Here is a 24,926-nt window from a genome sequence, read left to right on the forward strand (position 1 = left end):
CCTTGATCTTGACCGGTGCGCCTGCGGGCGACGGGAGCGACGGCGATGATTCTGGTCACAGGCGGTACGGGTTACATCGGCGCACAGGTGGTGCTGCAACTGCTTGCTCATGGGCAGACTGTGGTGATCTTCGACAACCTCTGCAACAGCTCGCGTGCAAGCCTGGAGCGTATTGCCCGGCTGGGCGGACGGCGGGCCCGGTTCGTACTCGGCGACGTGCGCAACCGAGCGCAGCTGGATGCCCTGTTCGCGGATTTTCCCATCGCTGCGGTGATTCATTGCGCTGGCTTGAAAGCGGTTGGCGAGAGCGTGCGCGAGCCGTTGCGCTATTACGACAGCAATGTCGGCGGCAGCATTGCGCTGTGCCAGGCGATGGCGGCCGCCGGTGTCTTCACGCTGATTTTCAGCTCTTCGGCGACGGTCTATGGCGACTGCGCCACGATGCCCATCGACGAAACCTGCGCCACCGGATTGCCGACCAACCCGTACGGGTTTTCCAAGCTGATGGCGGAGAACGTCATGCTCAGCCTGGCGGCTTCGGATGCGCGCTGGTCGGTCGGGCTGCTGCGCTATTTCAACCCCATCGGCGCCCATGAATCGGGCGAGCTGGGCGAGGCGCCGGCACAGGTGCCGAACAACCTGCTGCCGTATCTGCTGCAGGTGGCCAGTGGGCGGCGCGACGTGCTGCAGGTGTTCGGCAACGACTACGCTACGCCGGACGGCACTGGCGTTCGTGATTACGTGCATGTGATGGACCTGGCCGAAGGGCACTGGCGGGCTTTGCAGGCATTGTTGGGCGGCAGCGGGGTGCGCGTCTGGAACCTGGGAACCGGGCGGGGGTATTCGGTATTGCAGGTGGTCGATGCTTTCACCCGCACCTGCGGAGTGCCCATCGCCCTGGCCTTCGAGCCCAGGCGCGCGGGCGACGTCGCGCAGTGCTGGGCCGACGCGGGCAAGGCGCGCCGCGAGCTGTGCTGGCAGGCCCGACGCGGCCTGGACGACATGCTGCGCGACGCCTGGCGCTGGGAGTGCCGCCTGGCAGAGGAACACCGGCCCATCGTCTATACAACCGAAACCTCTACCACGATCCCTGTAGCAGCGGCGCAAGCCGCGTCCGGACACGCCGCGGTGTGACAGCCGGACAGCATGCACCGCCGACGCGGCTTGCGCCGCTGCTACAGGGGCTGCGGTGGTGTGGGGGGATGTGCGTGACCGCCGACGCGGCTTGCGCCGCTGCTACAAGGGGCTGCGGTGGTGTGGGGGATGTGCGTGACTGCCGCCAGCACCCTGCGTAGGAGCGGTCATCGGCCGCGAAAGGGCACTGCGGATGGTCTGGCACACCGCGGCGACAACTTCGCGGCCACAGACCGCTCCTACGAAGGCCCTTGAGGAACACCTCCGTCCCCCTGTAGCAGCGGGGCAAGCCGCGTCCGGACACGCCGCCGTGTGACAGCCGGATAGCACGCACCGCCGACGCGGCTTGCGCCGCTGCTACAGGGGGCTGCGGTGGTGTGGGGATGTGCGTGACGAGCCCACCGCCGCCAGCACCCTGCGTAGGAGCGGTCATCGGCCTCGAAAGGGCACCGCGGATGGTCTGGCACACCGCGGCGACAACTTCGCGGCCACGGACCGCTCCTACGAAGGCCCTCGAGGAACACCTCCGTCCCCCTGTAGCAGCGGCGCAAGCCGCGTCCGGATACGCCGCGGTGTGACAGCCGGACAGCATGCACCGCCGACGCGGCTTGCGCCGCTGCTACAGGGGCTGCGGTGGTGTGGGGGGATGTGCGTGACCGCCGACGCGGCTTGCGCCGCTGCTACAGGGGCTGCGGGGGTGTGGGGAGATGTGCGTGACCACCGACGCGGCTTGCGCCGCTGCTACAAGGGATTTCAGTGCATCGGTTCGTTGCGGGGTGTTGGACACCCCGCAACACTTGGATTTACAACACCACGCTCGGCAGCCAGAGGGAGATGGCCGGAATGTAGGTGACCAGCATCAGCACCAGGAACAGCGCCAGGTAGAACGGCAGCAGCGCCTTGACCGTGGCTTCGATGGTCACCTTGCCGACCGCCGCACCGACGAACAGCACCGCGCCGACCGGCGGTGTGATCAGGCCTATGCCCAGGTTCACCAGCATGATCATGCCGAAATGCACCGGATCCACACCCACGCTGACGATCACCGGCAACAGGATCGGTGTCAGGATCAGAATCAGCGGCGCCATGTCCATGATCGTGCCCAGCATCAGCAGCATCACGTTGATGCACATCAGGATCACGTAGCGGTTGTCCGACAGCGTCAGGAACGCCGTGGTGATCTTCATCGGGATTTCCATCAGCGTCAGGATGTAGCCGAAGCTGGCGGCGAAACCGATCAGAATCATCACGATGGAAATGGTCCGCGCCGCCCGGTGCATCAGCTTAGGCAGGTCGCGCCACTTGTAGTCGCGGTAGATGAACATGGTCACGAAGAACGACCACAACACGGCGATGGCTGCCGATTCGGTCGCGGTGAACACGCCCGAAAGAATGCCGCCGAGAATGATCACCAGCGCCATCATTCCCCACAATGCCTCACCGGCGATCTTAAGCGCCTGGCGCATCGGAATGACTTCGCCCTTGGGATAGTTGCGCTTGCGCGCAAAGATCATGCACAAGCCCATCATCACCGCACTGAGCAATAGCCCTGGCATGATCCCGGCCATGAACAGCGAAGCGATCGACACCGAGCCGCCAGCGGCCAGCGAGTACAGCACCGAGTTGTGGCTAGGTGGCGTCAGCAGGGCCTGGACCGAGCCGCTGACGGTCACGGCCGTGGAGAAATCACGCGGATAGCCGGCCCGTTCCATTTCTGGAATCAACACCGAACCCACCGACGCGGTATCGGCGACCGACGAGCCGGAGATGGCCCCGAAAAAGGTCGAAGCGACGATGTTGACCAGCGACAACCCACCGCGCACGAAACCCACCAGCACGCCGGCGAAGGCTACGAGCCGGCGCGACATGCCGCCTTCGGCCATGATCGCACCCGCCAGCACGAAGAACGGAATGGCCAGCAGCGAGAATTTGTTCACCCCACCGGCAATCTGGATCATCAGGGCGTCGGCCGGGATGTCGATCCACCAGGCACCTATCAATGCCGACAGGCCCAGCGCATAGGCCACCGGCATGCCCACCAGGATCAAGGCGATGAAGCTGCCCAACAGTATGAGAGCATCCATTTACGCGGCACCTTCACTGGCTTCTACGACGTCGAACCGCATCACGGCGCGGTGGCTCTGGTCACCCAGGAACAGCTTCTCGAGGATGAATACCAAAGTCACGATGCCGCCGATCGGGATGGGCAGGTAGGAAATGCCTACCCGCATGGAAGGAATTTCACCCAGGTACTGGTTCCAGGTGTTGGCGCACAGCTTGAAGCCCTTGAAGATCATGAACAGCGCGACCACCGCCATCAGCAGCTGAACCGCGAATGCCGCCACTCGGCGAATCTGCGCCGGCATGCGGTCCACGGCCATGGCTACCGCCATGTGTGCGCCGGCGCGGTAGCTGGCGGCGGCGCCGAAGAAGGTGAAGACCACCATCAGCAGGATTGCCACCGGCTCCGGCCAACTGGAACCGCTGCCCAGTGCGTAGCGGGTAAAGATGCCCCATGGAATGATCAGGGTCATGGTCAGGACCGACAAGCCGGCGATCCCGATGCACACCCGGTAAAGCAGGTCGTTGAAACGCAGCACAGTGTTTTTCATGAGGCTCACCCAGCGGCGGGGGAGCGGGCACATGCCCGGTCCCCCGTGGTGTTGACGGACAGACTTACTTGACGGCTTCGATGCGGGTGATCAGCTCTTTGTACGGCGCGCCGTACTTGTCGCGCACTGGCTGGGTCGCATCGTAGAAGGCTTTCTTCTGCTCGGGCGTGAGGGTGATGAACTCCACGCCACCGGCCTTGAGCTTGGCTTCGGCTTCGCTGGATTTCTTGTCCCACAGCACGCGCTCTTCCATTTGTGCTTCGCGAGAGAGCTTTTTCACCAGCGCCTGTTGCTCGGGGTTGAGCTTGTTCCAGGTGATCTTCGACATCACGATCGGCTCGGGCAGGATCAGGTGTTCAGTGAGCGTGTAGAACTTGGCGTTCTGGTAGTGGTTGTGTTCGAGCATGGTCGGCGGGTTGTTCTCGGCGCCGTCGATCACGCCGGTCTGCAGGGCGCTGAAGATCTCGCCGGTGGCCATGGCGATGCCGTTGCCGCCCATCTGGTTGATGGTGTCGATGAACACCGGGTTGCCTTGCACGCGGATCTTCATGCCCTTGAGGTCACTGATCTGCCGTACCGGCTTCTTGGTGTAGAGGTTGCGCGTACCGCCATCCATCCAGCCCAGCGCGACCAGGTTGAATTCGGAGTTGGTGATCTTGTCGAGAATCTCCTGACCGATCTCGCCGTCGATGATGCTGCGCATGTGGGCTTGGTCGCGGAAAATGAACGGCAGGTTGAACACGTTCACGTCCGGTACTACCGGGCCGACGATGCCCAGGCTGACGCGGGTCATCTGCACCGCGTTGCTCTGCACCTGCTCGACCACTTCCTTCTCGGAACCCAGTACACCGCCTGCGAACATCTTGAAGCTGATCTCGCCCTTGCTCTGCTCTTCGAGTTTCTTGCCCATGGCCTGCTCGGCCACCACCGGCGGGTAGCCGGCCGGGTGCACTTCGGCGAACTTGATCTTGATCTCGGCCTGCGCCAGCCCGGACAGGCAGAAGGCGAGCGGGAGAGCGGCTACGAGTAACGTGCGTTTGAAATCCATGGATAACTCCAGCGTTGTTGTTGTTTTAAAGTCGCAAAGGATTCAGTTGTCGCCAAACGGCCCGGCGGCCACGAAGGCGCCGCCCTGATAGACCCTCGCCGGGTCGTCGGCGGCAGGCATCGGCTGGGCTTCGATCTTGTCGCGGAACACTTCCGAGCTGTCCTTGGGTGTGAAGCCCAGGTGCGCGGCAAAATGGTTGTCCCACCACAGATCACGGTTGGCCGAAGCCCCGTAGACCACCGTGTGGCCGACGTCCGGGGTGAACAGGCTCAGCTCGATGAGGCGGGTCAGGTCGTCGAAACTGAGCCAGGTGCTCATCATTCGGCGATTGGCCGGCTCAGGAAACGAAGAGCCGATGCGGATGCTGACGGTTTCGATGCCGTAGCGATCGAAGTAGAACGTTGCCAGGTCTTCGCCGTAGGACTTGGACAGGCCGTAATAGCTGTCCGGACGCCGGGGCGAATGGGCGTCGATGGTCTGGTCCTGCTTGTAGAAACCGATCACGTGGTTGGAGCTGGCGAATACCACGCGTTTGACGCCATGCCGGCGTGCGGCTTCGTAGATGTGGAAAACCCCGCAGATATTGGGCCCCAGGATGTCTTCGAACGCGTGCTCCACCGACACCCCGCCAAAATGCACGATGGCGTCCACGCCCTGCACCAGCTCGTGCACTGCCTGCTTGTCGGCGAGATCGCACAACTGGAATTCTTCCTGGGTATCGGAACGAGTAGCTGTATCGGTAGAGGCGGGAAGCGGGACGATATCGGAGAGCCGCAGGGTACGGGCGAAGGGTTTCAGACTTTCTCGCAGCACCTTCCCCAGACCGCCGGCGGCGCCGGTCAGGAGAAGGCGATCGAAGGGATTCTGGACGGAGTGAGTGCCTGTCATGAGCGAGTCCTTTTATCGTTATTATTTTGTCATCTGTTGTCGTATGACTTATTTCGGATTATCGACAGCTCTCGGCGATCTTGTCAACGCGACTAATGTCGAAATACACCAAGGTCGAATGCAGCTTGCGGTCGGCACGGCCTGGCTACAGGCGAATCCAGCGCTGGCGCATCCAGCCGCTCAAGGCATCCACCGCCAGCACCAGGGCCAGCATGGCCAGAATGAGCGTGCTGGCCCGTGCTTCCTGGAACAGGCTCAGGCTCACGTAGAGCATCTGTCCCAGCCCGCCGGCACCGACGAAACCGAGGATGCTGGCCATGCGAATGTTGTTTTCCCAGCGGTACAGGGTGTAGGCCAGCAGTTGCGGCCACAGATTGGGCAAGGTGCCGTAACAGAAGGCCAGCCAGGCATTGCCGCCCTGCAGGCGGATGGCGGCGGCGGGTGCGGCAGGGGTGTTTTCCAGGGCCTCGGCAAACAGACGGCCGAGGACCCCGGCGGTGTGCAGCGCCAAGGCCAGGGTGCCGGCATTCGGCCCCAGGCCTGCGGCGAGCACCATCAATACCGCCCAGACCAGTTCGGGAATGGCCCGCAGGGCATTGAGCACCAGTTTCGTCAAGCCTTGCGCCACCCACCCCAGGCGCCCGGCCGCGGGGATGGCCAGCAGCAGTCCAGCGAGCGCCGCCAGCAGCGTGCCTAGCGCCGACATCGCCAGGGTTTCCAGCGCGCCATGGCCCACCGCCCGCAGGTGGGTGGCACTGAGGTCAGGCGACATGAAGCGTGCCGCGTAGCTGGTCATGTGCCGCAGGCTGTCGACATTGCCCAGGGTGAACAGGTCCAGCCCCAGATAGACGAAGGAGCCGACCACCGCCAGCACCATCGCCAGTATCAGCAGCAGGTTGCCCAGGCGCCTCATGCGAAGCGTCCTCTGAGCAGGCGGCTGAGCAGGTCCGCGAGCAACACCAGGGCGATGAACGTCAGCAGCATGCTGGCCACCTCGGCCGAGGCGAACATGCGCATCGACAGGTCGATCTGCTGGCCCAGGCCGCCAGCGCCGACGAAGCCCATCACCACCGAGGCGCGCACGGCGCATTCCCAGCGGTACACGGTGTAGGACGTCAGCTCGGCGGCAGCGGCCGGGAGAATGCCATAGGCGAACGCAGCCAGGCGGCCGGCGCCGGCGCGCAGCAGCGCCTGGGCCGGGCGCTGGTCGACCGACTCACAGATCTCGGCATACACCTTGCCGAGCATGCCGGCGTAGGTGATGGCGATGGCCAGCACGCCGGCCGTCGGGCCCAGGCCGACGGCGCGGACGAACAGCAGGGCCCAGACGATTTCCGGCACGCTGCGCAGAAAAATCAGCACGCCACGCACCGGCCAGCGTACGCAGGTGCCGGCCCAGCCGGGTTGGCCGCCGAGGTTGGCAGCCGACAACGACAGCGCGCGGCTGGCCAGCAGGCCGGCGGGAATGGCCAAGGTCAGCGCCAGGGCCATGCCGGCCGTGGCGATGGCCAGGGTCTGCAAGGTGGCGTCCAGCAGCAGCGTCAGAAACGCGGGGTCATGCGCGGGCGGCCAGAAGTCGGCGAGAAAGGCTCCCATGGATTGGGTGCTGGCCGGGTCGAACAGCACCCATGGATCGAGCTCGGCCAGGCGTATGCCCGGCCACAACAACAGTACCGCCAGGGCGGCAAGCAGAAAACGCGGCAGCGCGGCAGGGTCGCGTCGGTCCCTGCTCAGCATCGCGGCAGCCAGTGAGCAGGGGTGTCGGCCGGCGTTTGCACGTGGCTTAGGTGTTCGTTCGCGTACAACGCCTCCAGGCGCTGCGCGGTGACCTGCGTGGCCTCCAGGTCGAAAGCGATCTGGCCGTCGCGCACGCCGACGATCCGTGGGAAGCAGGCCAGCGCCAGCTCCACCGTGTGCAGGCTGGCCACCAGCGTGACGCGCTGTTCGCTGGCATGCTGGCAAAGCATGTCCAGCGTGTGCCTGGCCAGCCGTGGGTCCATCGCCGAGACGGGCTCGTCCGCCAGCAACAGCTCCGGCGCCTGGTACAGGGCGCGGGCGATGCCGACACGCTGCAACTGGCCGCCGGACAATTGCTGGCACTGGGCGAACAGCTTGTCGTCCAGGTCCAACCGCGCCAGCAGCGCGCGGGCCCCGTCGATGTCCACCGGGTGCAGCAGGTTGAGCAGGCTCTTGCCCAGCCCCCATTGCCCCAGCTTGCCGGCCAGCACGGCAGTCACCACCCGTTGCCGCGGCGGCAGCGGCGGGGCCTGATGGATCAGCGCGATACGTGCGCGCAGACGCTGGCGCGCGCGACTGCCGAGGCGCCAGGGCTGCATGCCCAGCACCTGCAGCTCACCGGCGCTGGGCGGCAGAGCGGTTGCCAGCACGTTGAGCAGGCTGGACTTGCCAGCGCCCGAAGGGCCGATGATTGCCACGCGCTCGCCGGGCTCGATGCTCAGGTTCACATCGCGCAGGGCCTGCACACCGTTACGGTGGCGCAGGTCGATAGCCGACAGCCGCAGGGTCATTTCAACAGGTCGGCAGCGCGAGCGGCGTCCTCGATACCCTTGTAGTTCTCAGGCTTGGTGGCGATGAAGCGGCTGGCCGCCTGCAGGTCGAGAATGGCCTTGTCGTCGGGCTTGGCCGGGTCGAGGGCGAGGAAGGCCTGTTTGATCTTTTCTGCCAGGGCCGGGTCCAGGGTACCGCGCACGGTCCAGTTGTAGTCGAAGTAGGTCGGCGTGGTGGCGAACACCTTGACCTTGCTGGTATCTACCTTGCCGCTGTTGACCAGCTTGTCCCACACGCTGGCATTGAGCACGCCGGCGTCGACCTTGCCCGCCTGTACCCACGCCGCGGTGGCGTCATGGGCGCCGGAGTAGGCGACCCGGCTGAAGTAGGTTTCCGGCTTGATGTTGTCCTGCAGCATGAAGTAGCGCGGCATCAGGCTGCCGGAGGTCGACGAGATCGAACCGAAGGCGAAGGTCTTGCCCTTGAGGTCGGCCAGCGACTTGACGTTCGGGTCGCTGGTGATGAACTTGCTGGTGAACTGCGCATCCTGCTCGCGCTGTACCAGGGGAATCGCGTTGCCGGTCTTCAGGTTGACCTGGACGAAGGTGAAACCGCCCAGCCAGGCCATGTCCAGGCGATCGGTCGCCAGCGCCTCGACCACGGCAGGGTAGTCGGCCACCGGCACGAACTCGACCTTCATGCCGATCTGCTTTTCAAGGTAGGCACCCAGCGGCTTGAACTTGCGCAGCAGTTCGGTAGGCGCCTCGTCCGGGATGGCCGAAACACGCAAGACATCGGCAGCGAAGCTGGTGACGGCGCTGGCGCAAAGAGCGAGGCCGGCGACCAGTGACAGGGAGCGCTTGAACATGGTGGGTCTCCGAAAGATGACGCAAGCAGCGCGGGCAAGGCCCGGCACGCGTGGATACGAGGTGGCGCGATTATAAGAGTCACTGCAGGAAAGGCCAGCTTTGATAGAATTCGCAGCCTGATTCCAGGACGTCGAGAATGCTGCCATGAATTCGCCTATCCGTTTGACCCAGTACAGCCATGGAGCCGGTTGCGGCTGCAAGATTTCGCCCAAGGTATTGGAGGTGATTCTGGCCGGCAGCGGCGCACAGAACCTCGACCCGAAGCTGTGGGTCGGCAATGCTTCGCGCGACGATGCCGCGGTGTATGCCATCGACGACGAGCGCGGGGTAGTGTCGACCACCGATTTCTTCATGCCCATCGTCGATGACCCCTTCGATTTCGGGCGCATTGCCGCCACCAACGCCATCAGCGACATCTATGCCATGGGCGGCGATCCGTTGATGGCCATCGCCATTCTCGGCTGGCCGGTCAACCTGCTGCCCCCGGAAGTTGCCCGCGAGGTGATCCGCGGCGGTCGGGCGGTGTGCGATGCTGCCGGCATTCCCTTGGCCGGTGGCCATTCGATCGACGCTCCCGAACCCATTTTCGGCCTGGCGGTGACCGGTCTGGTCGACAAGCGCCACATGAAACGCAACGACACCGCCCAGGTCGGCGACCGCCTGTATCTGACCAAGCCGCTGGGCATCGGCATTCTCACCACGGCGGAGAAGAAATCCCGGCTACGTGAAGAAGACGTGGGCGTGGCCCGCGACTGGATGTGCACGCTGAACAAGCCCGGCAGCCGCTTCGGCAAGCTGCGCGACGTCACCGCGATGACCGACGTCACCGGTTTCGGCCTGCTCGGGCACCTGGTCGAAATGGCCGACGGCGCCCAACTGACTGCACGCCTGGAGTACGCCGCCGTGCCGCGCCTGCCGGGTATCGACCACTACCTGAGCGAGGGCTGCGTGCCTGGCGGCACCCAGCGCAACTTCGACAGCTACGGCGAACGCATCGCTGCGCTGAGCGACGAGCAGCGTGATCTGCTCTGCGATCCGCAGACCAGCGGCGGCCTGCTGGTTGCCGTCAGCGCTGCCGGCGAAGCCGAGTTCGTCGCGCTGGCTGTCGAGCTGGGTCTGCACCTGGCGCCGATCGGCACCTTGATCGAGCGCCAGCCCCACGCTGTCGAGGTGTTCTGATGCGCGAAGACAGCAGCGACTACCGCGCGTTGTTCCTCGGCGAGGTAGCGATGATGGACGCGCGCGCGCCGGTCGAATTCGACAAGGGTGCATTTCCCGGGGTGCACAACCTGCCCTTGATGGACGACCTGGAACGGCAGAAAGTCGGTACCTGCTACAAGCAGCACGGCCAGGAAGCCGCCATCGAGTTGGGGCACCGCCTGGTGTCCGGCGAGATCAAGGCGCGCCGGGTCGAAGCCTGGGTGGCATTCGCCAAGGCCAATCCCCAGGGCTACCTGTATTGCTTCCGCGGCGGCCTGCGCTCGCAGACCGTACAGCGCTGGCTGCGCGAGGCAGGCGTCGAGTACCCGCGGGTACTGGGCGGCTACAAGGCCATGCGCAGCTTTCTGCTCGACACCCTGGAACAGGCCGTCGAACAGTGCCAGTTCGTTGTGCTGGGCGGCATGACCGGCACCGGCAAGACCGACGTGCTGGCGCAATTGAGCAACGCTTTGGACCTGGAAGGCCACGCCAACCACCGCGGTTCCAGCTTCGGCAAGCGTGCGACCGGGCAGCCTGCGCAGATCGATTTCGAGAACAGCCTGGCGATCGACGTGTTGAAGAAGCGGGCCGCTGGCATCGAGCAGTTCGTGCTTGAGGACGAAAGCCGCCTGGTGGGCAGTTGCAATGTGCCGTTGAGCCTGCATCAGGGCATGCAGGCGTATCCATTGGTCTGGCTGGAAGACAGCTTCCAGAATCGCGTCAAGCGTATTCTGCGCGACTACGTGGTAGACCTGTGCGCAGACTTCGTCGGGTTGTATGGCGAGCGCGGTGAAGCGCTGTTTGCCGAGCGTCTGCTGCAGAGTCTGGACCGCATCCACAAGCGTCTGGGCGGCGAGCGCCATCAACGCCTGCAGGGCCTGATGCAGGCCGCGCTGGAAGAGCAGCGGCGCTATGGCCTGGTCGACCTGCACCGTGGCTGGATCGAAGGCCTGCTGCACGAGTACTACGACCCGATGTACGCCTATCAACGCGAGAGCAAGGCGGCGCGCATCGAGTTCGCCGGCGATCAGGCGGCCGTGGTCGACTACCTGCGCGAGCGTCTGGCCAGGGGCTGAAGACGGCGAGTGCAGTCTTCAGCCCCTCGCCAGGCTTGGCTCAGTTGATCCGCGGGTGCTGTTGCACCAGGAGCTCGCGCTTGGCCTGCAGCGCGGCGATCTCGCTGTCGATGTCTTCGATCTTCTGCTCGATGTTGTCGTGGTGCTCGACCAGCAGTTCACGGGCTTCGGCGATGTCCGAGGCCGCTGGCGCAGCGCCGCGCAACGGCTTGTTGGCCGTCTCCTTCATGGTGATGGCGGTGATGAAGCCGACCACGGCGAACACCATCAGGTAATAGGCCGGCATGTACAGGTCGTCGGTGCTTTCCACCAGCCATGCCACGGCCGTCGGTGTCAGGCCGGCGATCAGTACCGAAACGTTGAATGCACTGGCCAGGGCGCTGTAGCGGATGTGCGTGGGGAACATCGCGGGCAACGTGGACGCCATGACGCCGATGAAGAAGTTCAGCACCACGGCCAGCATCAGCAGCCCGGCGAAGATCCAACCGATCTGGCCACTGTTGATCAGCATGAAGGCCGGGATGGCCAGGAAGAACAGGCCGATGCTGCCGAACAGAATGAAAGGCTTGCGGCCGAACTTGTCGCTGGCGAAGCCGATCAGCGGCTGGGCGAACAGCATGCCGACCATGATCGCGATGATGATCAGCACGCCATGGCTTTCGCTGTAGTGCAGGTTGTGCGACAGGTAGCTGGGCATGTAGGTGAGCAGCATGTAGTAGGTGACGTTGGTCACCGCGACGATGCCGATGCAGGTCAGCAGGCTGCGCCAGTGCTTGGTTGCCACTTCCTTGAACGATACCTTGGGGCCGCCGGCCAGGCCTTCGCGGTCGCCTTGTTCGAGCTTTTCGACGTGCTGCTGGAAGGCCGGGGTTTCTTCCAGCGCGTGGCGCAGGTAGAGGCCGATCATGCCCAGCGGCAGGGCCAGGAAGAACGGCACGCGCCAACCCCAGTCAAGGAACTTCTCTTCGCCGATCACTGCGGAGATGCCCACCACCACGCCTGCACCGAGCACGAAACCGGCAATCGAGCCGAAGTCCAGCCAGCTGCCGAGGAAGCCGCGTTTGCGGTCCGGAGCGTACTCGGCCACGAAGATCGAGGCGCCGGTGTATTCACCGCCCACCGAGAAGCCCTGGGCCATCTTCGCCAGCAGTAGCAGGATGGGTGCCCAGATGCCGATGGAGGCATAGGACGGAATCAAGCCGATTGCGAACGTACTCAACGACATGATCACGATGGTGGCAGCCAGGACTTTCTGCCGTCCGTACTTGTCGCCCAGGGCGCCGAAGAACAGGCCGCCCAGCGGGCGAATCAGGAAGGGTACCGAGAAGGTGGCCAAGGCCGCGATCATCTGCACACTGGGATCGACGTCCGGGAAGAACACTTTGCCCAAGGCGTAGGCCACGAAGCCGTAGACGCCGAAGTCGAACCATTCCATGGCGTTGCCAAGCGCGGCGGCGGTGATCGCCTTGCGCATCTTGACGTCGTCGACGATGGTGATGTCGTTCAACCCGATCGGGTTGACGGTTTTTCTGCGAGATTTCATGGGTGTTTCTCTTGTGTCAAAGCGGCTTGTCCCCATGAGATACAAAATGACACTAAATAATTCACTGATGACGGCGATTTAGTATCGCAGCGGTTGTCCGGGCGCCAGCGTACCCATGGGGGCGACAGATCGCCCAAGACGAAGACGCCAAAAAACCGGATAATGCCGGCCATTCGTTTTAGCTGTCATCAGGTGCTGCCCCATGGAAATCAAGGTCAATTTTCTCGACAACCTTCGACTTGAAGCCAAGTTCGACGATTTCACGGTGGTGGCCGACCAACCGATCCGCTACAAGGGCGACGGCTCGGCGCCGGGCCCGTTCGATTACTTCCTGGCATCCTCGGCGTTGTGCGCGGCCTACTTCGTCAAGCTCTACTGCAACACCCGCAACATTCCCACCGACAACATCCGCCTGTCGCAGAACAACATCGTCGACCCGGAAAACCGCTACAACCAGATCTTCAAGATCCAGGTCGAACTGCCTGCGGACATCTCGGCCAAGGATCGCCAAGGCATCCTGCGCTCGATCGACCGCTGCACCGTGAAGAAGGTCGTGCAGACCGGCCCGGATTTCATCATCGAGGAGGTCGACAACCTCGACGCCGATGCCCAGGCCCTGCTGATGCCCGCGCAGGCGGAAGGGGCGAGCACCTATGTGCTGGGCAAGGACCTGCCGCTGGAGCAGACCATCGCCAACATGTCTGGCATCCTTGCCGGGCTGGGGATGAAGATCGAGATCGCCTCGTGGCGCAACATCGTGCCCAACGTATGGTCGTTGCACGTCCGCGATGCCTACTCGCCGATGTGCTTCACCAACGGCAAGGGTTCGACCAAGGAAAGCGCGCTGGCGTCGGCCCTCGGTGAATTCATCGAGCGGCTCAACTGCAACTTCTTCTACAACGATCAGTTCTGGGGCGAAGACATCGCCAATGCGGCTTTCGTGCACTACCCCGACGAGCGCTGGTTCCAGCCGGGCCGCAAGGATGCGCTGCCTGCCGAGATACTCGATGCCCACTGCCTGGCCATCTACAACGCCGACGGCGAACTGCGCGGTTCTCACCTCTACGACACCAACTCGGGCAATGTGGAGCGGGGCATCTGTTCGCTGCCTTTCGTGCGCCAGTCCGACGGCGAGACGGTGTATTTTCCGTCCAACCTGATCGAAAACCTCTACCTGAGCAACGGCATGAGCGCCGGCAACACCTTGGCCGAGGCCCAGGTGCAGTGCCTGTCGGAGATCTTCGAGCGCGCAGTCAAGCGCGAGATTCTCGAAGGCGAACTGGCGCTGCCCGACGTCCCGCCCGAGGTGCTGGCGCGCTATCCCGCTATCCAGGCCGGCATTCAGGGGCTGGAGGAGCAGGGCTTTCCGGTGCTGGTCAAGGATGCCTCCCTGGGCGGTCGCTTCCCGGTAATGTGCGTGACCTTGATGAACCCGCGCACCGGCGGCGTGTTCGCCTCGTTCGGCGCCCATCCAAGCCTGGAAGTAGCGCTCGAGCGCAGCCTCACCGAGTTGCTCCAGGGCCGCAGTTTCGAGGGGCTCAACGACTTGCCCCAGCCGACCTTCGAAAGCCATGCGCTGATGGAGCCGAACAACTTCGTCGAACATTTCATCGATTCCAGCGGTGTGGTGTCGTGGCGCTTCTTCAGCGCCAAGGCCGATTTCGCCTTTGCCGATTGGGATTTCACCGCGCAGGGCGACAATGCCAATGCCGAGGAAGCGGCGACGTTGTTCGCGATCCTCGCCGACATGGGCAAGCAGGTTTACATGGCGGTCTATGAGCACCTGGGTGCCAAGGCGTGCCGGATTCTGGTGCCGGGTTATTCGGAGATCTATCCGATCGAGGATCTGATCTGGGACAACACCAACAAGGCCCTGTTTTTCCGCGAAGACATCCTCAATCTGCACCGGCTCGATGACGACGCGCTGGGCGACCTGTTGCAGCGCCTGGAAGAGTCGGAGCTGGACGACTACACCGATATCCGCACCTTGATCGGTATCGAGTTCGACGAGAACACCGTGTGGGGGCAACTGACCATTCTGGAGTTGAAGGTGCTGATCCAGTTGGTGCTGGAGCGCTTCGACGACGCCAAGGAGCTGGTCGAGATGTTCCTGCAGTACAACGCCAATACGCTGGAGCGCGGTTTGTTCTTCCAGGCGCTGAACGTGGTGCTCGAGGTGCAGCTGGACAGCGACCTGGACATGGCCGACTACGAGTTCAACTTCCGCCGCATGTTCGGTGACGCGCGGATGGAGGCAGCGCTGGGATCCGTGGATGGCAGCGTGCGTTTCCACGGCCTGACCCCGACCAGCATGAAGCTCGAAGGGCTGGACCGTCACCTGCGCCTGATCGACAGCTACAAGAAACTGCACAGCGCCCGCGCCAGGGCCTGATCCACCGCGCTGCCCTTTTCGCGGCCACGGGCCGCTCCTACGGAAAACTCAGCCGCCCGTAGGAGCGGTCATCGGCCGCGAAGAACGCGCTGCGGACTGTCTGATCCCCCGCGGTGCCCTTTTCGCGGCCACGGACCGCTCCTACGGAAAACTCAGCCGCCCGTAGGAGCGGTCATCGGCCGCGAAGAACGCGCTGCGAACTGTCTGATCCACCGCGGTGCCCTTTTCGCGGCCACGGACCGCTCCTACGGAAAACTCAGCCGCCCGTAGGAGCGGTCATCGGCCGCGAAGAACGCGCTGCGGACTGCCTGATCCAACGCGCTGCCCTTTTCGCGGCCACGGGCCGCTCCTACGGAAAAAGGCAACACCGCCTTCAAGGCGCGGCAGGCAGGTAATGGTCCAGCAGACGCTGGATGGAGCCGTTGCGGTGCAGCGTCTCCACCGCCTTGCGCAAACTGCTCACCACGCGCGGCGAGCATGTCTTCGAACACGCCAGGTACAGGTCCGTGGTCATCAGCACCGGGCTCATCAGCAGCGGCTGCTTGGAAACCTGGCGCCAGATGTACTGCGATTCCGGCACCCCGTTGAACCAGGCATCGACCCGTCCCAGCAGCAGCATCTGCGCCGGATTCTCACCGATGCGCAACGGGTAGATCTGCGACGCATCGAACCCTTCGTCGTACAGCTTGCGCTCCTGCGCGCTGCCCATGCCCACGGCGATCCGTCGATAGGTCCGACGTGCCTGGGCAAAGCTGTCGACGCGCTTGTCGAGGGTGAAAAACGCCCGGTCCATGCTCATGATCGGGGCGATCCAGGTGTAGCTGGTTTCCCTGTCGGGAGTTCGCGACAGCGGCACGATAAGCATGTCCTGCCCGTGCTGCACAGTCCGTTGCGCGCGAAGCCAGGGCAGCACATTGATATTCATGTGATAACCCGCCAACGTCATGGCCTGCCGGGCGGCGTCAGCGACAATACCTTGCTGGCCCGCATCGCCCGCCATGCTCAGCGGCGGCGCCTCGGGCATGTACAGATCGAAGGTGCGCGGGTGCGCGGCCCAGGCAGCCGGGAGGAGGGCGCTGCACAGCAGCAGACCGCAGACAGACTTGAACAGCAATCCGCAAGTGCGGTTCAGATGACCCATGGCAACGATCCGATGACTTTCAATGGCAGGCTCCTGGACGGCCAGCATAGTCGCTAATGGCGCTACCTGCTCGCATGGGAACCGCGTCGACCTCAGCCCATCCATATCCGATACATACCTACGCACTGAGGACACTCCAGGTGGAGACCAAGCAAAGCTGGTCGTTCGATGCAGCGCAGATCGCGCAGGCGCAGCGCTTCAACAAGACCCTCGAGCGCCTGCCGCGGTTCCGCATCCGCAACCGCGTCACGCCAATGCTGATCCAGACACTGCTGCGTGCCGACCAGCTGGGCAAGGCGCTGAAGCCTGTCAGCCATGGCCTGGCCATCGAGAACCGCGTGCTGGTCAGCGCCGATGCCGTTCCGGTAAGGGTGCGCATCATCCGCCCGCAGGGGCCGGCCAAGGGCTTGGTGCTGGATTTCCATGGTGGCGGCTGGGTGATCGGCAACGCGCAGATGAACGATGACGTGAACATCGCTCTGGTGCAGGCCTGCGACGTGGCGGTGATATCGGTGGACTACCGGCTGGCCGTGTCGACCCCGCTGCAGGGCTTGCTCGACGACTGTCTGGCGGCTACTCGCTGCGTGCTGGGTGGCGGCTTCCCCGAGTTCGAGGATCTGCCGGTGATCATGGTCGGTGAGTCTGCCGGTGGTCACCTGGCAGCGGCCACATTGTTGCAGCTCAAGCGGTGGCCGGCGTTGCTGCAACGCGTGTGCGGGGCGCTGCTGTATTACGGGGTGTTCGACCTGACCGGCACGCCCAGCGTGCGCCAGGCCGGTCCCGACACTCTGGTACTGGACGGGCCGGGCATGGTCGAGGCATTCCGCCGCCTGACTCCCGACCTGGCCGACGAGCAGCGGCGGCAACCGTCGCTGTCGCCGCTGTATGGCGACCTGGACGGACTGCCGCCAGCGCTGATGTTCGTGGGGGAACTGGACCCACTGCGCGACGATACCCTGCTGATGGCCGAGCGCTGGGGCAGGGAGGCCGCCGTGGATCTGCGCCTGTTGCCGGCCTCGCCCCATGGTTTCATCCACTTCCCTACGCCCATGGCCGCGCGAGCGCTGACGTACAGCCGTGAATGGGTCGTCCGCCTGCTGGCGGCACGCGCTGCCCAAGATCCTGCCGGATGAGTTGAAATACGTTGGCGTGCTCGCCAGAATGCCCGCCCCTGCGGGCCTGAACGGCGCGCGGTCAACCCGGAGAATCGTTGCCTCGTGAACCCGCAGAGCTTGTCTCACCGCCTGGAGCAGGTCGCCGCCCCAGGTCCCCACCGGCGCGCATCTGGCTGACATCGGTTCGGATCATGCCTACCTGCCGGTGGCCATGGTGTTGCGCGGCATCGTCTCTCGGGCGGTGGTCGGGGAGGTCGCCCGGACACCGTTTCTGGCGGCCCGGCGCAGCGTTGACGAGAACGGGCTGGCGCATTGCATCAGCGTGCGTCAGGCCGACGGCCTGGCGGCAATCGAAGCGAGCGACCGGATCACGGCCGTGACCCTCTGCGGGATGGGCGGCGAAACCATTCGCGACATTCTGCAGGCGGGCAAGGCGCGTTTGAGCACCGGCGAGCGGTTGATCCTGCAGCCCAATGGCGGTGAGCGCCACCTGCGGCAGTGGCTGATGGACAATGGCTATGGCATCCGCCATGAAGAGGTGCTGCGGGAAAATCGCTTCGACTACGAGATCATCGTCGCTGACCATGGCGAGCCGGTCGCGTACAGCCCACAGGAATTGTTTTTCGGGCCCTTGCAACTGCAGCGACGCACGCCGGCGTTCCTGGCCAAGTGGCAACGCCTGCTGCACCTCAAGCGCCGCACCCTCGAGCGCCTGGCCCACGCCCGGCAGACCGGGCTCGACGGCAAACGCATGGAGCTGGCCGAACACATCGACTGGATCGAATCCCTGAATCCCCGCTAACCCTACGCATACAGCACGGTTTTACCAATCGATCGCCTGCCCATCCCAGGCCCAGAAGCTGCCGGTCTGGGTTGGCCCGTGCTGGCCGATCAATTCGAGCAGGCAGCGCGCGGCGAAATCGGGGTCGAACAATTTGCCGGCCGGCACGTTGGCTTGAAAGGGCTGGGACAGGCGGGTGTCGGTGGTGCCCGGGTGCAAGGCCAGGACCGTGGCGGCGGGGTTCAAACGCTTGAGCTCGATGCTGGCGGTGCGCAGCAACTGGTTGAGCGCCGCCTTGCTGGCGCGATAGCTGTACCAGCCACCCAGACGGTTGTCGCCGATCGAACCGACGCGGGCCGACAGCGCCGCGAAGGTCGTAGGCTGTTTGCGCAACAACGGCAGCAGATGCTTGAGCAGCAGCACCGGCGCAAAGGCATTGGTGGCAAAACTGGCCTGCAGACTGCTCAGCTCCAGTTGCGCCAGACCTTTTTCCGGCCGCGCGCCGTCCTGATGCAGAATGCCCAACGTGCTGATCACCAGGTGCAAATGAGCGCAATCGGCCGCCACCGCATCGGCCAGCCGCTGCAGCGCCTGTTCATCGCGCGCATCGCAATCGAGGCTGACCAGACGAGGCCCATGGCGCTCAGCCAAAGCCGCCAGCTCGGCGCTGGTTGTGGCCTGCCGGGAAACCGCAAACACCTGGGCGACATCCTCACGCTGCAACAACTGCTCGCACAACGCCAAGCCGATGCCCTGACTGGCACCACAGATCAGCGCGCAGGCGCCACTGGATAGATCGGGTATCAACGCCATGCTGCACCGCCCGGGACAAGGATCGTACCGATAGGACCCGGCACTGCGGTCGAACGTTCTCGGGGGCGTTCATGGATAGCTACCCTGCGCCCTGACAGGCGACCGCACACTGCCGCTGCATGGCCCATGACGCGCCACCCGAACTCGCGTCACTCCTGCTCGGCGGCTGGGCGCGGGGCATCGTCCTCGGGCGCCAGCTTCGCCCGGTCCGCCTTGCTGATGTAACGGTCCTTGCTCTGCGGCGCCAGCTTGGCGCTGGCCTTCTTGGCATGTGCCTGCAACAGCTGTTTGATTTTCTTGCGGCGATTCATGGCGTGGCCCAGGCGGAAAGTGGGGCGATGATACCAGTACGGCTCATCGACCCGCTTGTTGCGCCCGATCAGAAGCTGTACTTGGCCGTCAGCATCAGGTTGCGCGGATTGCCGTAGCTGTCGCCGCCATAGCTGGTCGAGTTGGCGATGGCATTGTAGTACTTGCGGTCGAACACGTTGTTGGCATTCAACTGCAGATCCAGGTTGCGGTTGACCTGATAGCCGGCCATCAGGTCGGTGATGGCATAGCCACCCTGTTCCAGGCGGTAGCGGCTGCCGTCGGCCAGGTCGATGTCGTTGTACAGGCGGCTCTGCCAGGACAAGGTGCCGCCCACGCGCAGTTTTTCCAACGGGCCCTGGAAGCGGTAGCTGGTGGTGACCTTGAACAGGTGCTCGGGAATGTCGGTGTCGAAACGCTGGTTTTCATTCTGTGGGTTCGCGTTGTCCTTGAGCGTGTGGACCCGCGCGTAGGTGTAGCCACCGCCCACCTGCCAGTTATCGGTCAGCGCCCCTTGCAGCTCGAAGTCGATACCCTGGCTGCGCACCTCGCCCGAGGCTTCGTAGCAGCTGAGTTGCGGGCAGTTGTCGACGAAGATCTGCACCGCGCGGTTTTCCTGGTCGACCCGGAACAACGCCAGGCTGGCGTTCAAGGCGCCGTCGAAGTACTCGCCCTTGATGCCGATTTCGTAGTTCTTGCCCACGATCGGCTTGACCGGCGTGCCGCTGGTGTCCTGCGCGCTCTGCGGGGTGAAGATATCGCTGTAGCTGGCGTACACCGAATGGTGGTCGTCCAGCGTGTAGATCAGGCCGGCGTAGCGGGTGACGTTGCGAGTCACCTTGTAGTCGCCTTCGCCGTCGCGATTGTCATAGTCGTACCAGTCCACCCGACCACCCAGGATCAGCTTCAGCGGGTCGGCAAGGCTCAGCCGCGTGGTCAGGTACACGCCATCCTGGGTAGTGACTTCGCGGCCGTTGTCGGTGTGGGTGAAGTTCGGCTTGCCGGCGTCGATCGGCCAGTTGGTGTCGTACGGGTCGTAGTTGTGGGTGGTCATGTCGTAGATGCGCTTGCTGGCCCCCACCACCAGTTCGTGGGTCCGCCCGAACGCCTGGAACGGGCCGCTGGCAAAGGCATCGAGGCCGGCCTGGTTTTCGTCGTGGGCGGACTGGTAGACGGTACGTGCCAGCGTGTTGTTGACCCAGCGCGACTGATAAGAGCCGGAGAACAAGCCGTTCTGCTCGGCGTAGTTGGCGTTGACCTGCAGGTTCCAGTCGTTGGCCAGGCGCTGGCGCACTTCGGCGAACACGGTATTGATTTCCTGGTCCTTGTTTTCCCAGTCGGTACCCGGATTGTAGGAACGCGGCAGGTCCAGATGATGGCCGTCCTGGCCGATCATCGAGGAGCCCCAGAAGTAGTTGGTCTTGTCTTTCTGATGGGAGAAACCGAGGGTCAGCAGGGTGTCTTCGCCCAGGTCCGCCTCGGTGACGGCGTAGAACAGGCCGTGGTCCTCTTCGACGCCGTCGATGAAACTGTTTGCGTCTCGGTACGAACCCACCACTCGGCCCCGCAGCGTGCCGGCCTCGTTGAGCGGGCTGGACGCGTCGATCTCGCCACGGTAGTCGTCGTGGCTGCCGGCAGCGCCGGTCAAGGTCACCTTCTGCTCGGCCAATGGCCGTTTGCGCACCAGGTTGATCGCCGCCGAGGGGTTGCCGGCACCGGTCACCAACCCTGTCGCGCCGCGCACGACCTCGACCCGATCGAACATGGCCAGGTTGGGCTGGGCACCGATGGTGACGCCCGAATAGCCGCTGGGTATGCCGTCGTACATCAGGTTGTCGATGTCGAAGCCGCGCGCCGAATAGGCCTGGCGGCCGGGGCCGTTGGCATAGTTGAGGAACAGGCCCGGGGTGGCGCGCACCGCATCGTTGATGCTGGTCATGGCCTGGTCATCCATGCGCTGACGGGTGATCACGGTCACCGATTGCGGCGTTTCGCGCAGGCTCAGCGGCAGCTTGGTGGCGGTTGCCATGGCGCCGGTGGTGTAGGACTGCGAGCCTTCGGTGAAGCTGCCCAGCTGGAACGAATCCGAGGTGATCTGGCTGGCACCCAATTCGATGACGCCCGGGGCCGTCTGTCCTTGGGTCTGGGCGCCATCGGCAGCCAGTGCCGGGGCCATCGTGGCCATGCAAATGGCCACTGCCAACAGATTGCGCGGAGCGTGGGGGCGTTGCAGCGGGGTAGGGCGTGACATGTAAAGCTTCCTGGCCAGACAAGGTTAATGCGAATCGTTAGCACTATTGTCTCAGAAAATTCCTACACATGGCGCAGGCGTATCAAAAAAACCACCTTCCTTTCTGCGAATTGCTCGCTGGCTTGTAGGAGCGGTCATCGGCCGCGAACCCGGCGCCACGATGCATCAGCCGATCCGTGGCGCTCCATTCGCGGCCGATGACCGCTCCTACGGGGTCCCGAAGGTACCGGTGGTCGCGGCCAGGGCCTACAGGGCCGACGCGTCACCCATATGTCACATTTCATGTCTAGCTTCGATCATCACACCCCGGGCGCCGGCCTTCTTCCCTACCGCAAAGAGCCGCCATGGAAATCGATATCTTCAAAGACCTGCTGGTCCCCGTCATCGGTGGTCTGGGCATCTTCATGCTCGGCCTGGAGTTCATGTCCGATGGCATCAACAACCTGGCGGCCAACCGCATGCGCGCCTGGCTCGCCAAGCTGGCCGGCACGCCGGTGAAAGGCTTGGCCGCCGGCACGGTGATCACCGGCGTGCTGCAATCGAGCACGGCCATGACAGTCATGGTGGTTGGCCTGGTCAACGCCGGCGTGGTCGGCCTGCGACCCGCCATCAGCGTGATCATGGGGGCCAACATCGGCACCACCCTAGGCAACGGCCTGATCGCCATGCCGCTGGGTCCGCTGGGGCTGATCTTCGCCGGGGTGTTTGCCCTGGTCTACGTGTTCAGCAAGAGCGAGAAAACCCGTCACCTGGCGCTGGCCATCATTGGCTTCTCGCTGATCTTCTATGGCCTGAACCTGCTCACCGGCGGCCTCAAACCCCTGCGCGGCCTGCCCGAGGTGATGTCGGTCATTTCCAGTCTCCAGGCCGACAGCTATACCGGGCTGGCCATCTGCGTGCTGACTGCCGCGGGCATCACCGCGATGATCCATTCGTCCTCAGCCACCATCGGCATCGTCATGGGCCTGGGCGCCGCGGGCATCCTGGACTGGCAGACCGCCGTCGCGTTCTCCCTGGGCGCCGACCTGGGCACCACCGTCACCTCATGGCTGGCCTCGCTGAACCTGTCGAAGAACGCCAAGCGCGCCGCTTACGCGCACATCGCTTTCAACTTCATCGGCGTGGCAGTGATGTTTCCGCTGTTCTTCCTGTCCATGGACATCCTGCAAGGCGCCATGGGCCTGTTCGGCATGGACGTCACCCGCTCGGAAATGGTCGACGGCAAGGAAAGCTTCCCGCTGGTGCCCGTGGCAGTGGGGCTCTATTCAATCGGGTTCAATATCTTCAACACGGCGCTGATGTTTCCCTTCATCGGCGTGTTCGACCGCGTGCTGTCGCGCATCGGCGCCAGCCGCAGCGACCAGGAGGACTACGCCGTGCCGCGCTATCTCGACCGCGCCGCGCTGGCCAGCGTGAACACCGGTGTCGCGGCGGTCAGCCAGGAACTGACCCGCCATGGCCAAGGCATGGGTTTGCTGCTGGATGCGGCGCGTGGCCAGTCCCAGGCGCTGAAGAACGCCACGGAACATGAGCACGCGCTGGACACCCTGAGCCAGGAGATCCGCGGCTACACCGCGCAGATGTTCAAGAACGATCTGACTGCGCGCCAGACCAACCTGCTGGCCAGCCTCATCGAGGAAGAGGATTTCAGTGCGAGCCTGACCCGGACCCTGTCGCAGATCACCCGCCGCATCGAGCGTCAGGTGTTCAGCGCCAACGCCCGCAAGATCATCGACGCCATCCTCGATATCGTCGAGCCGGCAGTGCGCAAGGGACCACAAGGGGTCTACCTGCCCAACGCCCATGCCAAGGACCTGCTGGCCCTGCGTGAACGTTGCCTGCAGGGCGAGCAGAAGCTTGGCTGGGACGAACGCGGCGCCATTCTGGCGTTGTTGGGCAGCGCCGAACGGGCGCTGAATCTGGTCCAGCGCATCACTGAGGAACGCCTGTCGGTGTCACGCGAACTGGATCAGGTCGATCCGGTCGCAGCGGCCGACCACCCCCCGGCAGGGGTGTTGGCCAAGCCGCTGTAACCGGCCTCGGTGCTAGCGGGCAGCGGCCGCTGGCGAGGAGTTGTACCAAGGCCGCAGCAGGCTGAGCAGGCCCAGCAGCGCCATGCCTGCACCCACCCAAAGGGGTGCTCGCAGGCCCAGACCGGCATCGATCACCGCGCCGCCGGCCCAACTGCCCAGCGCCAACCCGGCAGTGATCACCGAGGTGTGCAAGGTATTGACCAGCGCGCCGGGCTCGGCGGCTTTCATCACGCGCGCGACCATGGCCGGGTTCAACGCCACGCCGGTCAGGCCGACCGTGAGAAAACACGCCAGGTTGAGCCAGAACACCTGGCCGGCCAGGGCGAATCCGCCCAAGGCCAGCACCAGCAGCGCCAGGCCCCAACCCAGCGCCGCGTAGGTGTGCCGATCGGCAATGCGGCCCACCACCATGTTGCCGAGCACGTTGGCTACGCCGTACAGCGCCAGCAACGGCGCCACCTGGGCGGGCGCCACGCCGACTTCCTCGATGAGGATCGGCGTGCAATAGCTGAACGCGGCGAAGGTGGCGCCGATGATCAGCCCGCTGGTGACATAGGCACCCCACAGGCTGCGGTTCTTCAGGCTGATCCATTGGCTGCCCAGCGACGGCTCGTCTCCAGCCTCGGCGCGAGGCAGGCGGGTGGCAACCAGCACCGTGCACAGCGAGGCCAGCGCCACTACCAACCAGGCACTGGCACGCCAGCCATAGTGATGTTCGACCCAGGCGGTCGCCGACACACCGGCCACCGGCGACAGCATGAGCCCGGCCAGCACCACCGAAATGGCCCGGCCGCGGTCCTGCAGGCTGACCAACCCTGCGCACAGGGTCATGCACAGGCCGATGCAGGCCGCGCTGGAAACCCCCATGACGATCCGCGCCAGGGCCAGCACCGTATAGGTGGGCGCGGCCGCGGCCAAGGCGCCGGCCAGCACATACACCGCCAGCAGCCCGACCAGCGCCCGCTGGTTGCTGATCCCGCGCGACAGCAGCAGAACCGTGACCGGTGGCCCGCCTAGGGCCATGCCCAGCGCATACAGGGCAATCAGGTTGCCGACCTGAGCCAGGCTCACGGAAAACGCCGAGGCCAGCGCAGGCATCATGCCCGCTACCATGAACTCGGCGGTCACCAGCGAGAAAATCGTCAAACCCAACAGGTAGACGGTCGGCGGAAGCTTGGAACGGGTGGTCATGAGCATCTCGGACAAAAATGAA

The 24,926-nt window shown here is 64.3% G+C and carries 20 protein-coding genes and 1 pseudogene; 7 read left to right on the forward strand and 14 right to left on the reverse strand.

All coding sequences use genetic code 11. From position 1 onward, the window contains the following. The first annotated feature begins 45 nt into the window (after positions 1-45). Positions 46-1,134, forward strand: coding sequence for a UDP-glucose 4-epimerase GalE (gene galE, locus IFT80_RS00540; protein ID WP_192136528.1), 1,089 nt, complete (start codon positions 46-48; stop codon positions 1,132-1,134). A gap of 803 nt (positions 1,135-1,937) precedes the next feature. On the opposite strand, the gene IFT80_RS00545 is transcribed toward galE, so the two are convergent. The 8 genes from IFT80_RS00545 to IFT80_RS00580 form a co-directional block, all read right to left on the reverse strand. After that, on the reverse strand, positions 1,938-3,218 hold the full coding sequence (locus tag IFT80_RS00545; RefSeq protein ID WP_122478995.1) for a TRAP transporter large permease: 1,281 nt from the start codon (positions 3,216-3,218) through the stop codon (positions 1,938-1,940). Continuing rightward, entirely contained in the window at positions 3,219-3,746 is a 528-nt protein-coding gene (locus IFT80_RS00550) for a TRAP transporter small permease (RefSeq protein ID WP_192049469.1), read from the reverse strand. A gap of 64 nt (positions 3,747-3,810) precedes the next feature. Beyond that, complete coding sequence (locus IFT80_RS00555) at positions 3,811-4,794, reverse strand: TRAP transporter substrate-binding protein (protein ID WP_185793782.1); 984 nt, start codon at positions 4,792-4,794, stop codon at positions 3,811-3,813. 42 nt (positions 4,795-4,836) lie between these two features. After that, positions 4,837-5,682, reverse strand: coding sequence for an NAD-dependent epimerase/dehydratase family protein (locus IFT80_RS00560; RefSeq protein WP_192136529.1), 846 nt, complete (start codon positions 5,680-5,682; stop codon positions 4,837-4,839). A 145-nt stretch (positions 5,683-5,827) separates the two neighbouring features. Continuing rightward, a complete protein-coding gene (gene phnE / locus IFT80_RS00565) occupies positions 5,828-6,595 on the reverse strand; it encodes a phosphonate ABC transporter, permease protein PhnE (RefSeq protein WP_192136530.1) in 768 nt (255 codons plus the stop codon). Further along, positions 6,592-7,419, reverse strand: coding sequence for a PhnE/PtxC family ABC transporter permease (locus IFT80_RS00570; protein WP_192136531.1), 828 nt, complete (start codon positions 7,417-7,419; stop codon positions 6,592-6,594). Before IFT80_RS00570 ends, phnE begins: the two co-directional genes overlap by 4 nt. Continuing rightward, positions 7,413-8,210 (reverse strand): phosphonate ABC transporter ATP-binding protein, encoded by a 798-nt coding sequence (locus IFT80_RS00575; RefSeq protein ID WP_192136532.1) that lies wholly within the window; start codon positions 8,208-8,210, stop codon positions 7,413-7,415. Before IFT80_RS00575 ends, IFT80_RS00570 begins: the two co-directional genes overlap by 7 nt. After that, a complete protein-coding gene (locus tag IFT80_RS00580) occupies positions 8,207-9,058 on the reverse strand; it encodes a putative selenate ABC transporter substrate-binding protein (RefSeq protein ID WP_122478983.1) in 852 nt (283 codons plus the stop codon). Before IFT80_RS00580 ends, IFT80_RS00575 begins: the two co-directional genes overlap by 4 nt. 145 nt (positions 9,059-9,203) lie before the next feature. On the opposite strand from IFT80_RS00580, the gene selD reads away from it, so the two are divergent. Together selD and mnmH are read left to right on the forward strand one after the other, a co-directional pair. Further along, a complete protein-coding gene (gene selD / locus IFT80_RS00585) occupies positions 9,204-10,238 on the forward strand; it encodes a selenide, water dikinase SelD (protein ID WP_192054052.1) in 1,035 nt (344 codons plus the stop codon). After that, positions 10,238-11,335, forward strand: coding sequence for a tRNA 2-selenouridine(34) synthase MnmH (gene mnmH, locus IFT80_RS00590; protein WP_122478979.1), 1,098 nt, complete (start codon positions 10,238-10,240; stop codon positions 11,333-11,335). Before selD ends, mnmH begins: the two co-directional genes overlap by 1 nt. A 40-nt stretch (positions 11,336-11,375) precedes the next feature. Here mnmH and proP read toward each other — a convergent pair whose 3' ends face one another. Further along, on the reverse strand, positions 11,376-12,878 hold the full coding sequence (proP, locus tag IFT80_RS00595) for a glycine betaine/L-proline transporter ProP (RefSeq protein WP_122478977.1): 1,503 nt from the start codon (positions 12,876-12,878) through the stop codon (positions 11,376-11,378). Between the two features lie 202 nt (positions 12,879-13,080). Between proP and IFT80_RS00600 the strand changes: the two genes are divergently transcribed. Beyond that, on the forward strand, positions 13,081-15,270 hold the full coding sequence (locus tag IFT80_RS00600) for an OsmC domain/YcaO domain-containing protein (protein ID WP_192136533.1): 2,190 nt from the start codon (positions 13,081-13,083) through the stop codon (positions 15,268-15,270). A 373-nt stretch (positions 15,271-15,643) separates the two neighbouring features. On the opposite strand, the gene IFT80_RS00605 is transcribed toward IFT80_RS00600, so the two are convergent. Next, positions 15,644-16,411 (reverse strand): substrate-binding periplasmic protein, encoded by a 768-nt coding sequence (locus tag IFT80_RS00605; RefSeq protein ID WP_122479698.1) that lies wholly within the window; start codon positions 16,409-16,411, stop codon positions 15,644-15,646. A gap of 140 nt (positions 16,412-16,551) precedes the next feature. Here IFT80_RS00605 and IFT80_RS00610 point away from each other — a divergent pair, with 140 nt between their 5' ends. Beyond that, positions 16,552-17,544 (forward strand): alpha/beta hydrolase, encoded by a 993-nt coding sequence (locus IFT80_RS00610; RefSeq protein ID WP_342214319.1) that lies wholly within the window; start codon positions 16,552-16,554, stop codon positions 17,542-17,544. A gap of 84 nt (positions 17,545-17,628) precedes the next feature. Continuing rightward, positions 17,629-18,328 (forward strand): annotated as a pseudogene (locus IFT80_RS00615) (tRNA (adenine(22)-N(1))-methyltransferase). A 21-nt stretch (positions 18,329-18,349) separates the two neighbouring features. On the opposite strand, the gene IFT80_RS00620 reads toward IFT80_RS00615, so the two are convergent. The 3 genes from IFT80_RS00620 to IFT80_RS00630 form a co-directional block, all read right to left on the reverse strand. Further along, entirely contained in the window at positions 18,350-19,120 is a 771-nt protein-coding gene (locus IFT80_RS00620) for an SDR family NAD(P)-dependent oxidoreductase (RefSeq protein ID WP_192136535.1), read from the reverse strand. Between the two features lie 149 nt (positions 19,121-19,269). Next, positions 19,270-19,431: a DUF2986 domain-containing protein gene (locus tag IFT80_RS00625; protein ID WP_192136536.1), complete on the reverse strand. Its 162-nt coding sequence runs from the start codon at positions 19,429-19,431 to the stop codon at positions 19,270-19,272. A gap of 68 nt (positions 19,432-19,499) precedes the next feature. Next, a complete protein-coding gene (locus IFT80_RS00630) occupies positions 19,500-21,680 on the reverse strand; it encodes a TonB-dependent siderophore receptor (RefSeq protein ID WP_192057450.1) in 2,181 nt (726 codons plus the stop codon). Between the two features lie 344 nt (positions 21,681-22,024). On the opposite strand from IFT80_RS00630, the gene IFT80_RS00635 reads away from it, so the two are divergent. Beyond that, entirely contained in the window at positions 22,025-23,713 is a 1,689-nt protein-coding gene (locus tag IFT80_RS00635; protein ID WP_192136537.1) for a Na/Pi cotransporter family protein, read from the forward strand. 12 nt (positions 23,714-23,725) lie between these two features. Here the strand turns inward: IFT80_RS00635 and IFT80_RS00640 are convergent, their stop codons facing one another. Continuing rightward, complete coding sequence (locus IFT80_RS00640) at positions 23,726-24,904, reverse strand: MFS transporter (RefSeq protein WP_192136538.1); 1,179 nt, start codon at positions 24,902-24,904, stop codon at positions 23,726-23,728. Positions 24,905-24,926 lie beyond the last annotated feature (22 nt).

Source organism: Pseudomonas sp. CFBP 8771, assembly GCF_014841695.1.
Classification (GTDB): Bacteria; Pseudomonadota; Gammaproteobacteria; order Pseudomonadales; family Pseudomonadaceae; genus Aquipseudomonas; species Aquipseudomonas baltica.